Origin of the sequence: Sphaerisporangium sp. NPDC005288 (assembly GCF_040607475.1) — a bacterium.
GTDB lineage: Bacteria > Actinomycetota > Actinomycetes > Streptosporangiales > Streptosporangiaceae > Sphaerisporangium > Sphaerisporangium rhizosphaerae.
Genome location: NZ_JBEXGT010000008.1, coordinates 96,333 through 111,601 on the forward strand (window position 1 = coordinate 96,333; position 15,269 = coordinate 111,601).

Sequence of the window (15,269 nt, forward strand, 5' to 3'; positions counted from 1 at the left end):
CATGGCTCACGGGCGACGAGCGTCCGAGGGCGGCATGGCTCACGGGCGTCGAGCGTCCGAGGAGGGCATGGCTCACGGGCGTCGAGCGTCCGAGGGCGGCATGGCTCACGGGCGTCGAGCGTCCGAGGAGGGCATGGCTCACGGGCGTCGAGCGTCCGAGGACGGCATGGCTCACGGGCGGCCGGGGCCGGGGAGCCGGGGGGCCGGTGGGCGGCACGTGCCGGGGGAGTCGCCAGGGGCGCCGTCCCAGGCGATGGTGCCCCATCCTGAGGCGCTCGTCGCCGCGGCGCGCGGCATCGCGGACCGCCTGTGCGCGACCGCCCACCGCGACGGCGGCACGGTGAACTGGCTCGGCCTGGAGCCCGTCGAAGACGGCCACTGGATGGTCATGCCGCTGGGCGGCGGGCTGGCCGGCGGTTACCTCGGCGTCGCGCTGTTCCTGGCCCAGGCGAGCCGCGCGACCGGGATCTCCCGCTACATGGACGTCGCCCGGATGGCGGTGCGTCCCATCCCGCGGCTGCTGGAGCAGATCGGCGCGAACCCGGAGCTGCTCCGGGCGGTGGGGTGCGGCGGTTTCGGCGGGCTCGGCGGCATCGCGTTCGGCCTGTCACAGCTCGGCCTCCTGCTCGGCGACTCCGAGGTGACGAGCTGGGTCGCGCCCGCGGTGGAGGCCGCTGGTGCGGCGGTCACCGACGAGGCGCCGCTGGACGTCCACGACGGCCTGGCGGGATGCCTGGCCGCGATGCTCGCCGTCCGGCAGACCACGGGTTCGGCGCCGGCCGGCCGCGTGGCGGCGGCGTGCGCCGAGCGCCTGACCTCGGCGGCGCCCTCGGCGGACCTGCCGCCCGGGTTCGCCTTCGGCGCCGCCGGCGTCGGATGGGCGCTGGCCAGGTACGGGCGCGGCGATGCGGGGGGCAAGGTGGGGGCTCGCCTGCTCGCGGACGCCCGGGCACGGGCGCCCGAAGAGAACACCTGGTGCCACGGCGCGGCGGGTGTGCGCCTCGCCCTGGCGGACACGGCCGACAGAGCCGACATGGCCGACACGGCCGGCGTGGGGCGCACAGCCGATGGAGGCGACGCGTCCCTCCCCGGTGGCTTCGGCTCCGCGTCCAAGGGTGCGGATGTCCCGTCAGGCCGGCCGGTAGGCACCGGCGTCTCGTCCGGCGGGTCCATGGGCGCCGGCGTTTGGACGGGCGCGCCCATGGGCCCCGCGGGTTCGCCGGGCGGGCACACAGGCGCCGGCGTCCCGGCGGGCGGCCCCTCAAGGTCGGCCGGGAGGACGCTGGGCGGTCATGGTCTGTGCCATGGCGAGACGGGGCGATTGGAGGCGTTGAGTGCGCCGGCGCGGCGGGGAGACGCTTCGGCGCGGCGTGAGCTGCGCCGGGACGCCGGCAGGTTGCTGGCCTCGCTGGACACTCATGGAGCGCGGTGCGGCACTCCCCGCCACGCTCCGACCCCGGGCCTGCTCGACGGCCTGGCCGGCATCGGCCATGGACTGCTCAGGCTGGCCCTTCCGGAAACAACGACGTCGGTGCTGCTGCTGCGGCCCGCTGATGAAGGAGAGATCCGTGGAATGTGACAACCGTGAGACCGCCGGGGGGCCGGCCGCGTCCTGGCAGGAGCGGGTGGGCCGTCCGGCCGGCTCGATCATGATCAGGCTGGCGGGGGTCTCCCCGGTGACCCGCGCTCTGGTGCTGGCCGGGCTGACGGCCGGGACGACGCTCGTGCTGGGCTCGCCCGACACCGCGGCGGGCGTCGTGCTGGCCGCCGGCGGGGACGACACCGTCCTCCCGGTCACCGTCAGCACCTGCTAAAAGCCCATATTTCGTGACATGGCGGCAGATAACCTGTCGTCATGTCATTCACCTCCCCCATTCTGGTCGGGCGTGAGCGCGAAACCGAACAACTCGACCGGTGCCTGTCCGCCGCCCGTCAGGGCCGGGGCGGCGCGGTCTTTCTGCTCGGTGACCCCGGGATAGGCAAATCCCGCCTATCCGTCGAATGCGCGTATCGCGCATTCGACACCGGAATGACAGTGTTACGGGGACGCGGCGGGAACGTCAGCGCGGACATCCCCTTCAAACCGTTATGCGAGGCGCTGCTCTCCTACAGCAGGACCAACCCCCCGCCCGACGACCCCGCGCTGGCGCCCTACCTGCCGGCGCTGACCAGGCTGGTCCCGGAGTGGCGGCGGGCGGGGATCGCCGGCCACCTGGAGTCGGTGGTGGTCCTGGCCGAGGCCATCCTGCGCCTGCTGGCGGTGATCGGGCGGGACGGCGGCTGCCTGCTCATCCTGGAGGACCTGCACGAGGCGGACGCCGACACGCTCGCCGTCGTGGAGTACCTGGCCGACAACCTCGCCGAGACGCCCGCCCTCCTGCTGGCCAACCTGCGCAGCCACGCGGGACCCGCCCGCGCCGTCGCGGAGTCGTGCCACCTGCGGCGCACCGCGGGCCTCATCGACCTGGCGCCGCTGCCGCCCGACCAGCTCGCACGCCTGACGGCCGCCTGCCTGGACGTCTCGCGGGAGGACCTGCCCCGCCAGTTGGTCGGCCGTTTGGAACGTGACACCGCGGGCGTCCCGTTCATCGTCGAGGAACTGCTCGCCGCCATGGCCGGCGTCGGCGCCCTGGAGCGCGACGGCCGGCGCTGGCGGCTGAACGGCGACCCCGCGATCGACGTGCCGACCACGCTCGTCCGCAGCATCACCCTGCGCGCCGCGCACCTGGGCCCCTCGGCCCGGGATCTGCTGCACACGGCGGCGATCTTCGGCTCCCGCTTCCCGGTCCCGGTGATCCAGGAGGCCGCCGGCCTGGACGACCGCGAGGTCATGGCCTTCCTGCGGTCGGCGACCGATGCGCGGCTCATCACACCGGACGACTCCGCCAGCGACTGGTACGCCTTCCGCCACGCGCTGATGGCCGAGGCCCTGCTGTCCGCGCTGATCCCGGCCGAGCGCAAGCTGATCGCGCGCGGCGCGGCCGACGCGCTGGAGCGCCTGCACCCCGGGCTGCCCGGGGAGTGGTGCCAGATGGCGGCCACCCTGCGCCTGAGCGCGGGGGACGCGCTCGGCGCGGCCGGCCTGCTGGCCGACGCCGGTCGCCGCCTGCTGGGCGACGGCGCCGCCGACCTCGCCGTCACGCTGCTGGACCGCGCCTACGGCATGCTCGGCTCCGCCCCCGCCGACCTGCGGGCGAGCGCCATCCAGGGGTTGCTGCACGCGCTGACCGAGAGCGGGGAGGCCGACCGCGCCTACGCGCTCGCCAAGGACCTGCCGATCACCGGCGACCTGGCGATGACCATCCCGCACGAGATCGACCTGCGCACCAAGCTGGCGTGGGTGGCCGCCGAGATCGGCCAGACCGCCGACGGCCTCGCGCACGTCGCCGCGGTCCGCAGGCTGCTCGACATCGGCCCCGACGAGGCCAGGGCCGCCGCCATCGACGTGATCGAGGCCCAGCTCATCGTCCCCGACCACGGCGTGCTGCAGCAGAGCCCCCAGCGGATGGCCGCCGCGGAGACCCTCGTGCGGCGGGCGGCCGAGGTCGCCGAGCGCGTCCCGCTCCCCGAGGTGGCCTGCCAGGCGTGGGAGCGGATGGCGCTGTTCTCCCGGGTCCGCGGGTTCGACGAGCCCGACCGGTGCCTGACCCGGGTGCTGACCATCGCCGACGCCCACGGGCTGAGGCTGTGGAAGCTGCGGGCGATGGTGCGCCTGGCCGCCAACCACGCCCTGCGCACCGGCGAACGGGACCGGCTGGAGGAGGTCGGCAGGGCGGCGGAGCGGGCCGGCGCGATCAGCCTGGTCCACACCGCCCAGGCCTCCCTGGTGATGATGGCGGTCCTGCGCGGCGAGTACGGCGAGGCCCACGAGCTGGCCGTGCCGTGCGTCGAGACGACCATCCGCCTCGGCCACACCGCCTACACCCAGTACCTTCTGCTCGCCCAGGCCACGCTCGCCGCCCATCAGGCCAAGCGCGCGGACATGGAGCTGGCGCTGGAGCGGTTCCGCCGGTGGGGAGGGGAGAACAGCCTGCACATGCCGGTCGTCCACGGCCTGTGCCAGGCCACGTGCGCCCTGCTGGAGGAGGACCGCGACCTGTGCGCCGAGATGCTGGCCAAGGCGCGGGACTGGGAGGAGCGCAACCCCACCGTCTACTACCTGACCGGCAGGTACGGCATCGGGGTGCTCATGGAGGTGCTGGCCGGGCGGGCGGGCCGCGCCGAATGGCGGGCCGCGGACGCCACCTCGGCCGCCGAGCTGGCCTGGAACCGGCACTTCCTCCACCTGGCGGACGCGGTGCTGCTGGGCCGCGACGGCGACGCGGACGGCGCGCTCGCCGCGTTCGCGGCGGCCGCGGAGAACGGCCGGCCGTTCCCGCTCGCCCGGCACCTCGGGCTGCGGCTGGTCGCCGAGGCCGCCCTGGCCGACGGCTGGGGAGAGCCGCTGGTCTGGCTGCGCACCGCCGAGGAGTACTTCCACCAGGCCGGCATCCCCGCCGTCACCGGGGCCTGCCGGGCCATGTTGCGCCAGGCGGGGGCCGCGGTGTCGCAGCGTCGCACCGGACGCGAGCAGGTGCCGAGCCGGCTGCGCGGCCAGGGCGTCAGCGTTCGGGAGTACCAGGTGCTGACCCTGCTCGCCGAACGGCGCGGCAACGTCGACATCGGCAAGCGGCTGTTCATCTCACCCCGGACGGTGGAGAAGCACGTCGCGAGCCTGCTGCACAAGACGGGCCTGCCCGACCGCGCCGCCCTGTACGAGCACGCCGCCGAGCTGATGCGCCGAGCTGATGCGCCGAGCTGATGCGCCGAGCTGACGCGGCCGACGCCTCCATGACACTCCCGTGAGCCCCCACCGCGCCCCCACGAGACCCCGGGAATTTGGGGGCGCCGCCCGCATGTGACGCGCGCCGCGGATCGGCACAGTGCTTGTCATGAGCGGACACGGAAAGACGTCGCGGGCGGCGCCCGCCGGGCTCGGCCCGGCGTGGTGGGCGGACGGCCTGACGCTGGCGGAGCGGCTGGACCAGGCCGGCGGGCACCCTCCCGCCGGCCGGCCGCCGGAGACGACGGGGGAGACCGCGCGCTGGCGGCTGCGGGAGTGGCGCGACGCCCACGGGCCGCTGGACGACGGACGGTTCGAGCGGCGGCTGGCCGCGGCCGGGCTGAGCGTCGAGGAACTGGCCGCGCTGCTCGACGAGGAGCCCGCCGCGCTGGCGGGCCGCGCCGGCCGTCCCGCCTGGGCCGGGCAGGCCGCCGAGGCGGTCGCCGCCGCGGACACGGCGCCGGCCGGGGAGGGGTTCACGGCGGTCGTGGCGCCGTTCGCCGAGGGCGCGCTGCGGCACTTGGCCGCCGCACTGGCCGAATGCGGACCGGCCGTCGAAGCCGAGGCGCTGCTGGCGGGCTGGGGCGGGGAGCTGCGGCAGCGGCTGGCCGCGCTGGCGGCGCGGACGCTGGTCCTGGAGCTCAACGTCATGCGCGTCGCCCGGCGGCTGTCGGGTGAGACGCCCGAGGAGCGGTTCGCCGGGTTCGTCCGGCACTTCCGGCGGCCCGAGGCGCTGGCGGCGCTGTGCGAGGAGTACCCGGTGCTGGCCAGGCTGCTGGCCGAGACCGCCGACCGGTTCGCCGCCACCCGCGGCGAGATGCTCGCACGCTTCGCGGCCGACCGCGACGAGATCGTCCGCACGCTGCTGGGCGGGGCCGACCCCGGCCCGCTGACCACGGCCGCCGCCGGCGGTGACACCCACCAGGGCGGCCGGTCGGTGAGCGTCCTGGGCTTCGACGGCGGCGCGCGGGTGGTGTACAAGCCGCGCCCGCAGGCCGTCCACCGCCACTTCAACGACGCGCTGGGCCGGCTCAACGAACGCGTCGCCGGCCTCGGCCTCACTCGCCTGGCGGTGCTGGACCGCGGCGCGTACGGCTGGGTGGAGTTCGCACCGCACCTGCCGTGCCGCGACCAGGAGGAGGTCGGCCGCTACTACCACCGGCTCGGCGCGCTGCTCGCGCTGCTGCACGCGCTGGACGGCGCCGACTTCCACTGCGAGAACCTGATCGCCTGCGGGGACCAGCCCGTGCTGGTCGACCTGGAGGCGCTGCTGCACCCCGTGGTGCCGGGCGCGGGATTCGACGGCCTGATGGCGGACCCGGCGGCGCGGGCACTGGAGGCCTCGGTGAGCCGCAGCGGCCTGCTCCCGGACCTGATGCTCGGCGAGAACGGCGTGATCGACCTGTCCGGGATGGGCGGCGACAAGGACGCCACCATGCCCGTCAAGAGCCCCGCGTGGGCAGGCCAGGGCACCGACGAGATGCGGCTGGTCCGCGACCACGCGACCTTCCCGGGAGTGAGCAACCGCCCGCGCGTCGGCGACGACGAGGCCGACCCCGCCGACCACGTCGAGGACATCCTGGCCGGGTTCGGGCGGGCCTACGAGGCCATCGTCGCGGACGCCGCCGGCCTGACCGGACTGCTGGCCGTCTTCGCCGACGACGAGGTGCGGGTCGTCCCGCGCGCCACCCGGACCTACGGCAAGCTGATGATGGAGTCCACCCACCCGGACGTGCTGCGTCACGGCCTCGACCGCGACCGCGTCCTGGACCACCTCTGGGCGCTGTCCGGCGGCGACCCGCTCCGCGAGCGGATGACCGAGTACGAGACCGCGGACCTCTGGGCCGGCGACATCCCGATCTTCACGACCCGTCCCGGCGGCCGCGACCTGTGGACCTCCGGCGGCGTCCGGCTCCGCGGCGTGCTGCCCGAGTCCGGCCTGAGCCGCGCCGTCCGCAAGATCCAGGGCATGGGCGAGGCCGACCGGCGCCGTCAGGAATGGGTGATCCGCGCGTCGATGGCCTCCCGCGACCGCACCGGCCTGGCCGGCGTCGTCACCGGCGTCGTCACCGGCGCCGCGTCCGCGGCGCCCGCCGGCGGTGGTCCGGCGGACCGGGACCGGCTGGTCGCCGCCGCCCAGGACATCGCCGACCTGATCGACCGGCACGCCTGCGCCGACGACGGCCGGGTCAACTGGCTCGGGCTGGACCTGGTGGAGGACAAGTACTGGATGCCCCGGCCGCTGTCCTTCGAGCTGTACGGCGGCTACACGGGGGTGGCGCTGTTCCTGGCGCAGTGCGCCGCCGTCACCGGCCGGGAGCGGTACGCCGGTCTGGCCCGCCGCGCGGTCGTCCCCCTCGCCCGGCTCGCGCAGGACCCGCCGGAACAGGGCGTCATGGGGGCGTTCACCGGGCTGGGCGGCGTGGCGTACGCGTTGCTGCACCTGGCCGGCCTGCTCGGCGAGCCCGGCCTGGCGGGGCCGGTGGAGGACCTGGTGGAGGCGTGCGCCAAGGCGGCCGGCCACGACGAGGTCCTGGACGTCATCGGCGGCGCCGCCGGCACCCTGGCGACGATGCTCGCGATCCACCGGGCCACCGGATCGGACGCGGCCTGGCGGACGGCGGAGGCGTGCGCCGAGCGCCTGCTCACCACCGCGATCCCCATCGGAGCGGGCATGGCCTGGCGGACGCCCATGTGCGGCGACCTGCCGCTGACCGGCTTCTCGCACGGCGCGGCCGGCATCGGGTGGGCGCTGTGCCGCTACGCCGAGGCGGGCGGCGACCCGCGCGCCCGCGAGATGGCCCTGGCCGCCTTCGCCTACGAGAGCGAGCACTACCGGCCGGACCTGCGGGGCTGGCCCGACTTCCGCACGGGGCAGGGCCCCGGCGACACCCTCCACGCCTGGTGTCACGGCGCCCCCGGCATCGGCCTGTCCCGGACGTCCGCTCTGGCCCCCGCCGCCCGGGCGTTCTCCGACCTGACGTCCACCGACCTGACGTCCACCGACCTGACGTCCACCGGCCTGACGACCGCCGGCCGGGTGTCCGCCGATCCGACGCACGTCGATCAGGTGCGGGCCGACCTCGGCCTCGCGCTGGCCGCCGAGGCGGCGCACGGGCCCATGGCCAACCACAGCCTCTGCCACGGCGAGCTGGGCAACCTCGAACTGCTGATCCGGACCCGCGACCGGCCGGAGGTGGCCGGCCTGCTGACGGCCCGCACGGCTCGCGTGCTCGACGACCTGGAGCGCCACGGCCCGCGCTGCGGCGCGCCCGGCCCGCACACGCCCGGCCTGATGAACGGGCTGGCCGGCATCGGGCACGGGCTGCTCCGGCTCGCCCTGCCCGACCAGATCCCCTCAGTGCTCCTGTTCGAGGCCCCCGCCGGAAAGGACCAGCGATGACCAGGTCGCCGTACGAGGCGCCCCGCCGGGAGCGGGCGCCGATGGCCGGGGCGCCGTGCGGATCGCCGGTCGGGAGGGATCGCTGATGGCCAGGGTTCCGCTGCGGCACCAGCTCACCTCGACCGAATGCGCCGCGGCCTGCCTCGCCATGATCGCCAGCTTCCACGGCCGCGACACGAGGGTCGCCGAATGCCGGGAACTGCTCGGCATCGGCCGCGACGGGGTGTCGGCCGCCCACCTGATCGCCGCCGCCCCCCGCATGGGCCTGCACGCGCGGACCGAGCGGGTGGCGCACCTGGACGGCACCGACGAGCCGGTCATCGCCTACCTCGCCGACCACCACTTCGTCGTCGTCGAACGGGTCACCGCGCGGCGCGTCCGCATCGCCGACCCCGGAGCCGGCCGCCTCTGGCAGAGCAGGGAGGACTTCGACCGGCGCTACGGCGGCGTGCTGGTCCGCGTGACGCCGGGACCGGACTTCACGCGGCGGCGCACGCCCATGCGCGAGTGGCTCATGCTGCGCTACCTGCGCGACTTCGTGGCGCTGCCCGGCAGCCGCGGCCTGCTCGGCGTCGTGCTGGCCTGCGCGGTCGTGCTGAAGACGCTCGCGCTGGTGCTGCCGATCGCCACCCAGCAGGTCGTCGACACCTTCGTCCCCGCCCGGCGGGCCGACATCCTGCCCGTGTTCGCCATCGTGGTGGCCGGCACCACGGTCCTGGCCGGCGCCATGACCCTGCTGCGCGAGCTGGTGGTGCTCGGCCTGCGCGTCCGGGCCGAGGCGACGCTCGGGCGGCGGCTGATCCGCCACATGCTGCGGCTGCCGCTGTCGTTCTTCATCCAGCGCCGCAGGGGCGACCTGCTCGCCCGGCTCGGCAGCGTCTCCACCACGCGCGAGACCGTCACCCAGCGGCTGCTGACGATGGTGCTGGACGCCGCGCTGCTCACCGGCTACCTGATCGGCCTGGCCGTGCTCGCCCCCGGGTACGTGCCGGTCGTCGTGGTGCTGGGCGGCGTCCACGTGCTGCTGGTGGTGCGGCTCTCCCCGCGGACGGCGGCGGTCTACCAGCGCGAGCTGTCGGCCAAGGCCGAGGAGCAGAGCTATCTCACCGAGACGCTGGAGGCCGTGATCCCGGTCAAGGCCAACGGGGTGGAGGAGCGTGCCGAGCAGCACTGGGCCGGCCTGTTCGACCGGTACCGCGCGGCCCTGGCCGTCCGCGGCCGGATCACCGCCGGCCTGGAGGCCCTGCACCAGGCCCTCACCACCGCGGCCCCCCTGCTCCTGCTGCTCACCGGGCTGGCGCTGGTCCTGAACGGGTCCATGACCATCGGCACGGCGCTCGCCGCCAGTACGGTGGCGCTCGCGGTGCTGGCCCCGATCCAGGGACTGGCCGGCGCCGGCCAGAGCTATCCGATGCTGCGCAGCCAGATCGAGCGGGTGTACGACATCGTCGACGCCGACGAGGAGCCCAGCGGTCAGGTGCGCCTGGCACCGGACGCCCCGAGCGGCGTCGAGGTCGAGGGGCTGGTCTTCCACTACCAGTCCGACGGCCCGCCGGTCCTGTCCGGCCTCGCCTTCGCCGTCCAGCCCGGCGACAAGCTCGGCATCGTCGGCCGCACGGGGTCGGGCAAGAGCACCATCGCTTTGCTGGTCCTCGGCCTGCTGCGCCCCACCGCGGGCACGGTGCGCCACGGCGGGCACGACCTTTCCGACCTGGACGTCCACGACCTGCGGTCACGCTGCGGCGCCGTCCTGCAGGACCTCAACCTCTTCAACGGCTCCATCAGGGAGAACCTCACCCTGGGCCGGGAGGACGCCACCGAGGCGGAGGTGGTGCGCGCCGCCCGCATCGCCGGACTGCACGACGACGTGGTCGCCATGCCCATGGGATACGGCACGCTCGTCGGCGAGGCCGGAGCCGCGCTGTCGGCCGGGCAGCGGCAGCGGGTCGCCCTGGCCCGCGCCCTGGTCCACAAGCCCCGTCTGCTCATCCTCGACGAGGCCACCAGCCACCTCGACCCCGAGACCGAACGCCGCGTCGACGCGGCGCTGTCCGGGCTCGAGGTCACGCGGATCGTCATCTCGCACCGCCTGAGCGCGATCCGCGACGCCCACCAGATCCTCGTGCTCGACCGCGGCCGCGTCGTCGAGCGCGGCAGGCACGAGGAGCTCATCGCACGAGAGGGGACCTACCGGGAGCTGTTCGCACTGGACGCCGAGCCCCGTCCGCGGGTCGAGGCCCTGAACGCGTGAAGCGCGCCGGATGGCCCCGGCGCGCCCGTACACACACCAACGAACTGGAGAGTACGTCATGTCCGACAACGAGCTGATCCGTCAGTGGAAGAACCCGCAGGCCCGCACCGCCGGCCTCGACCACCCGGCGGGGGAGATCGCCCTCACCGAGGAGCAGGTGGTCGGCGGCCGGCCGCCGGTGACCGAGTGGATCGCCTCCCTGGGCTGCTGCCCCACCGGTCTGTGGTGCGGCGGAATCTGAGCCGCCCCCGGGCCCGCGGCACCGCGGGCCCGTCCGGCCGGCACCGTCCGGCGCGGTCCCCCTCCACCGAAATCTGAACGAAGGAGTCACACCATGTCCGACAACGAGCTGATCCGTCAGTGGAAGAACCCGCAGGCCCGCACCGCCGGCCTCGACCACCCGGCCGGGGAGATCGCCCTGGACGACACCCGCGTGGTCGGCGGCCGGCCGCCCAGGACCGAGTACGCCTTCTCCCTCGGCTGCTGCCCCACCGACGCGTTCTGCGCCGGCGGCTTCTGATCGCCACGACGTAGCCGAAGGAGTCATGAGATGTCCGACAACGAGCTGATCCGTCAGTGGAAGAACCCGCAGGCCCGTACCGGTGACCTGGTCCACCCCGCGGGTGAGATCAGCCTGGACGAGCTGGTCGGCGGCATGCCGCCCGCGACGGAGGCGATCGCCTCCTGGGGCTGCTGCCCCACCGGCGTCTACTGCGGCTGACCCGAGTACCGAAGGAGCCGCGCGATGTCGTCCGACGACGAACTGATCCGTCAGTGGAAGGACCCCCGGGTCCGCCCCAGGGGGGTCGCGCACCCGGCCGGTGAGATCGACGTCGACGAGGGCCTCGCGCACGTCGTCGGCGGCATGCCGCAGGAGACCTGGCCGCCGGTGATCTCCCACAAATGCTGCACCGTGGACCTCTGCTAGCAGGCCCACACCCCGTTCATCCCCACCGATTCATCGACAAGGAGTTCCCTCATGTCCGACAACGAGCTGATCCGTCAGTGGAAGAACCCGCAGGCCCGCGTCGCCGGCCTCGACCACCCGGCCGGGGAGATCGCCCTGCAGGAGGAGGTGGTCGGCGGGATGCCTCCGCAGACCGAGTTCTTCATCAGCATCGGCTGCTGCGCCACCCGCACTCTCTCCTGCCCCGTGTAGGCGTCACCGCATCTCGGCCTCGTCATCGAAGGAGTCATGAAATGTCCGACAACGAGCTGATCCGTCAGTGGAAGAACCCGCAGGCCCGCGTCGCCGGTCTCGACCACCCGGCCGGCGAGATCACGCTGGACGAGCGGATCGTCGGCGGCCGGGAACCCGCCACCGAGGGCGCGTTCACCTGGGGCTGCTGCAAGCCGACCTGGGGCTTCTGCATCTGACCCGACCCTGTGCCGATCCCGCCCGGTCCGCTCACCGGGCGGGATCCGGCCATGTGCCCTGGCGAACGGGGAGAAGCCGGCCCGGGTGGCCCTGCGCGGCGGGCCCGTTCGTGGGATGTGCATTCTTGACCCATGAGCACTGGGCTGCGGTATGGGTGGACGACCGGCGCGTGCGCGACGGCGGCGGTCACCGCCGCCTACACCGCACTGCTCACCGGGACGTTCCCCGACCCGGTGGAGATCGTCCTGCCCCGAGGGCAGCGCCCGTCGTTCGCGCTGGCCACCGAGGAACTCATCCCCGCTCACGTGACACCCCCGCAGGACGGACATCCCCCGCAGCACGGCGAGGCGGCCAGACGGGACGGGACCGCCGCCCCTGGGGAGGCGACGGGGCGACGTGGGACCGCCGGCCTTGGAGAGACGGCGGGGCGACAGGGGACGGCGGAGCCTCGACGGACCGCGGAGGGTCAGGATGCCCGGCCGTATCGGGAGGCCAGGGCCGGAGTGGTCAAGGACGCGGGGGACGACCCGGACGTCACGCACGGCGCGCTGATCCGCGCCGCCGTGCGGCGAGGCGGCCCCGGAACCGGGGTCACCTTCCGCGCGGGGCCGGGAGTCGGCACCGTGACCAAGCCGGGCCTTCCGCTGGAGGTGGGCGAGCCCGCCATCAACCCGGTGCCCCGCGAGATGATGCGCGCCCACGTGGCGCGCGTCGCCGCCGCGCACGGAGCCGCCGGCGACGTGGTCGTCGAGATCTCCGTGGACGGCGGCGAGGAGCTTGCGCGCCGCACCTGGAACCCCCGGCTCGGCATCCTCGGCGGCCTGTCCATCCTCGGCACCACGGGCGTCGTGGTGCCCTACTCGTGCTCGGCGTGGATCGACACCATCCGGCGCGGCGTGGACGTCGCCCGCGCCGCAGGGCACCGCCACGTGGCGGCGTGCACCGGCAGCACCTCCGAGCGGGTCGCCGCCGAGCTGTACGGGCTGCCGGAGGACGCGCTGCTCGACATGGGCGACTTCGCGGGCGCCGTCCTGAAGTACCTGCGCCGCCACCCCGTCCCCCGGCTCACCGTGGCCGGGGGCGTCGGCAAACTGTCCAAGCTCGCCGACGGGCATCTCGACCTGCACTCGGGCCGCTCGCAGGTCAGCACCGAGGCGCTGGCGGCGATGGTGCTCGGCGCGGGCGGCGACGAGGCGCTGGCGGCCCGGGTGCGGGACGCCAACACCGCCCTCCAGGCCCTCACCCTCTGCCGGGAGGCGGGGGTGCCCCTCGGCGACCTGATCGCCGCCCGCGCCCGCGCCACCGCCCTGGACGTCCTGCGCGGCGCCCCGGTGGAGGTCGACGTCATCGTCATCGACAGAGCCGGCACCATCGTCGGCCGCACCTAGTGCGGTGACCACATACGTTCCCCGGGCACGGTTCTCTACCCCCGGCCGGATCTGGTGCGGTGTCCACGTGCGTTCACTGGGCGCGGCTCTCCACCTCCGGCCACGTGCTGGAGGTGATCGGCGCCGGGTCGGCGGGTCGTGGTACGGCGATGCCGGCGCCTGTTACGGCGCCCGAGCCGGTGAACGTTCGTGGACAGCGCACTAGGCGTCCCTCTGTCACGTGCTATCGATGGTCGCCGGTGCGTGCTCTGGCGACCGCGGTGGCCGTGGCCGGGAGGGTGGTGTGGTGTTCGGAGGTGCCTGGGGACTCGACGTGGTAGCCGTCGGGGGTGGCGGTCACCAGTACGGCCGGGCCGGCGGGGCGTCCGCAGCGACGCTCGCATCCCGCCCAGTGCACGGGGAGCGGCCGGTGTCCGGTCAGGGCCGGTCCGGTGGCGGGGGGCGGGTGCGAGGTGGCCCGGGTCGCGTCGGACCGGACGTCGGCGAGCGATTTGGCGCAGCCCGGCAGGCCCGTGCAGGCCGTGACTCCGGCCCATGAGGATGCCGCGTCGGTCACCAGCCCGGCGGCGGCCAGGCGGGATGTCCACGCCGCGGCCTCGGCAGGCGCGATGCCGGGAATCACGAGGGTGCGCCACGGGGTCAGCCGGACCTCCGCGCTTCCCGCGTCGGCCGCCTCGGCCACCGCGTGCGCCTGGGCGGCGGTGAGTCGGCCCAGCGCGGCCAGGACGACCAGCACCACCCGCCCGTCCGCCATGACGACGATCCCGGGAGATTTCCCGGTGTCCGTACGCCCGGCCGTATCCGTCGTCGCGGCGTCCGGGCCGGTGCGGATGGCGGGGAAGACCTGGGGAGTGCCGGTGGTGAGGCGGGCGGTGATCGCGGCGGGGCCGTCGATGAGTTCGGCGACGCGCCATGCGCCGGTGCCCTGGGCGGTCCGCTCGGCCAGGAACGCCTCGGCGGCGGCCACCATCACGGGCACCGCGTCGGCAAGGGGGAACCGCAGCCCGGTGTCCTGCCCGGCGAGCAGCAGCACGCATCCGGCGATGCCCGCCCCGTGCCCCGGGTCCCGGGCTTCTATGGACCCGCCCGGACCGGGTTCGTTCCCGGCCCCTGTGTAGCCGGCGACGGGGGAGGGCCGGGTGGGGAGGAGGGTGAGGTCGGCGTGGAGGGGGAGCAGGTCGCGGCGGCCGTCGTCGAGGGCGAACAGGAAACGGCCCGGCAGCTCCGCGAGGGCGGGCCGGGCGAGCACGGCGTCGTCCAGCGCGCGGACGAGGGGGATGACGTCGGCGAGGCCGCGCCCGTCGAGGCCGGACAGTGGGCCGACGAGGATGTTGCGCACCCGCTCGTGGGTGGCCGAGGGCAGCAGCCCGGCGGCGGCCATCCGGTCCGCGAACGCCTGGCCGTCCGCCTCGCCGAGCCCGCGCACCTGCACGTTCGCGCGCGAGGTCAGTTCGATCACGCCCGATCCCCACGTGGTGGCGGCGTCCGCGATGACGCGCAGCCGGTCGGGGGTGAGCAGGCCGCCCGGCGTCCGGAGGCGGGCGACCGCGCCGTCCGCCGCCGTATGGGTCTGCAGGGCCCCGGGGCAGGCGTCCGGCCGCGACCGGGCCGGGGAGCCGGCGCCGCCGATCGACCGGGACGGGGAAGCGGCGCCGCCGTCCGGGCGGGCCGGGGAACCGGCGCTGTCGGCTGGGCGGGCCGGGGAACCGGCGCCGTCGGGAGGGACTTGGCCGGGCGGGCGGATGGTTTCGTTCGCGCTCGCGGGGGTGGAGAAGTCGGCGGCGGCCACGGTGAGGATGGTAACCCCGGCTGATCGCAATAACGACATCTCGCAATAAGTCGGACGACATGATCTGATGGAGGGCGACGGTACTGGAGGAAGCCGGTGTGAGTCCGGCGCGGTCCCGCCACTGTCACCGGGGAGTCAACCCCACCAAGGCCACGGCCCGGCAACGGGCGGGAAGGCCGGGGTGATGCGTCGATCCGGAAGCCAGGAGACTCCAGGCCGCCGTGTGGACCCACGACCC

The 15,269-nt window shown here is 74.9% G+C and carries 13 protein-coding genes and 1 riboswitch; of the genes, 12 read left to right on the forward strand and 1 reads right to left on the reverse strand.

Features of this window, described 5'->3' with window-relative positions:
• Positions 1-253: 253 nt before the first annotated feature.
• The 12 genes from ABZU32_RS10500 (at position 254) to ABZU32_RS10555 (ending at position 13,242) form a co-directional block, all read left to right on the forward strand.
• Positions 254-1,579 (forward strand): lanthionine synthetase LanC family protein, encoded by a 1,326-nt coding sequence (locus tag ABZU32_RS10500; protein ID WP_354919937.1) that lies wholly within the window; start codon positions 254-256, stop codon positions 1,577-1,579.
• On the forward strand, positions 1,569-1,814 hold the full coding sequence (locus ABZU32_RS10505; protein WP_354919940.1) for a hypothetical protein: 246 nt from the start codon (positions 1,569-1,571) through the stop codon (positions 1,812-1,814). The genes ABZU32_RS10500 and ABZU32_RS10505 overlap by 11 nt, the downstream gene beginning before the upstream one ends.
• 41 nt (positions 1,815-1,855) lie before the next feature.
• The gene (locus ABZU32_RS10510) at positions 1,856-4,801 is read left to right on the forward strand and encodes an AAA family ATPase (protein ID WP_354919943.1); all 2,946 of its coding nucleotides are present in this window, start codon (positions 1,856-1,858) and stop codon (positions 4,799-4,801) included.
• 130 nt (positions 4,802-4,931) lie between these two features.
• The gene (locus tag ABZU32_RS10515) at positions 4,932-8,225 is read left to right on the forward strand and encodes a type 2 lanthipeptide synthetase LanM family protein (RefSeq protein ID WP_354919946.1); all 3,294 of its coding nucleotides are present in this window, start codon (positions 4,932-4,934) and stop codon (positions 8,223-8,225) included.
• Positions 8,226-8,310: 85 nt separating this feature from the next.
• Positions 8,311-10,476 (forward strand): peptidase domain-containing ABC transporter, encoded by a 2,166-nt coding sequence (locus ABZU32_RS10520; protein WP_354919949.1) that lies wholly within the window; start codon positions 8,311-8,313, stop codon positions 10,474-10,476.
• A 58-nt stretch (positions 10,477-10,534) separates the two neighbouring features.
• On the forward strand, positions 10,535-10,717 hold the full coding sequence (locus ABZU32_RS10525; RefSeq protein WP_354841130.1) for a hypothetical protein: 183 nt from the start codon (positions 10,535-10,537) through the stop codon (positions 10,715-10,717).
• 93 nt (positions 10,718-10,810) lie between these two features.
• A complete protein-coding gene (locus tag ABZU32_RS10530; RefSeq protein ID WP_354919952.1) occupies positions 10,811-10,996 on the forward strand; it encodes a hypothetical protein in 186 nt (61 codons plus the stop codon).
• Positions 10,997-11,026: 30 nt separating this feature from the next.
• Entirely contained in the window at positions 11,027-11,197 is a 171-nt protein-coding gene (locus ABZU32_RS10535; RefSeq protein ID WP_354919954.1) for a hypothetical protein, read from the forward strand.
• 24 nt (positions 11,198-11,221) lie between these two features.
• The gene (locus tag ABZU32_RS10540; protein WP_354919957.1) at positions 11,222-11,404 is read left to right on the forward strand and encodes a hypothetical protein; all 183 of its coding nucleotides are present in this window, start codon (positions 11,222-11,224) and stop codon (positions 11,402-11,404) included.
• A gap of 51 nt (positions 11,405-11,455) precedes the next feature.
• A complete protein-coding gene (locus ABZU32_RS10545; protein ID WP_354919960.1) occupies positions 11,456-11,635 on the forward strand; it encodes a hypothetical protein in 180 nt (59 codons plus the stop codon).
• A gap of 41 nt (positions 11,636-11,676) precedes the next feature.
• The gene (locus ABZU32_RS10550) at positions 11,677-11,853 is read left to right on the forward strand and encodes a hypothetical protein (protein WP_354841143.1); all 177 of its coding nucleotides are present in this window, start codon (positions 11,677-11,679) and stop codon (positions 11,851-11,853) included.
• A 132-nt stretch (positions 11,854-11,985) separates the two neighbouring features.
• The gene (locus ABZU32_RS10555; RefSeq protein WP_354919963.1) at positions 11,986-13,242 is read left to right on the forward strand and encodes a cobalt-precorrin-5B (C(1))-methyltransferase; all 1,257 of its coding nucleotides are present in this window, start codon (positions 11,986-11,988) and stop codon (positions 13,240-13,242) included.
• Positions 13,243-13,465: 223 nt separating this feature from the next.
• Here the strand turns inward: ABZU32_RS10555 and cobG are convergent, their stop codons facing one another.
• Positions 13,466-15,031 carry a precorrin-3B synthase gene (cobG, locus tag ABZU32_RS10560; RefSeq protein ID WP_354919966.1) on the reverse strand — a complete coding sequence of 522 codons (1,566 nt, stop codon included), beginning with the start codon at positions 15,029-15,031 and terminating at the stop codon, positions 13,466-13,468.
• 86 nt (positions 15,032-15,117) lie between these two features.
• Positions 15,118-15,243, forward strand: a riboswitch (cobalamin riboswitch).
• Positions 15,244-15,269: the final 26 nt, after the last annotated feature.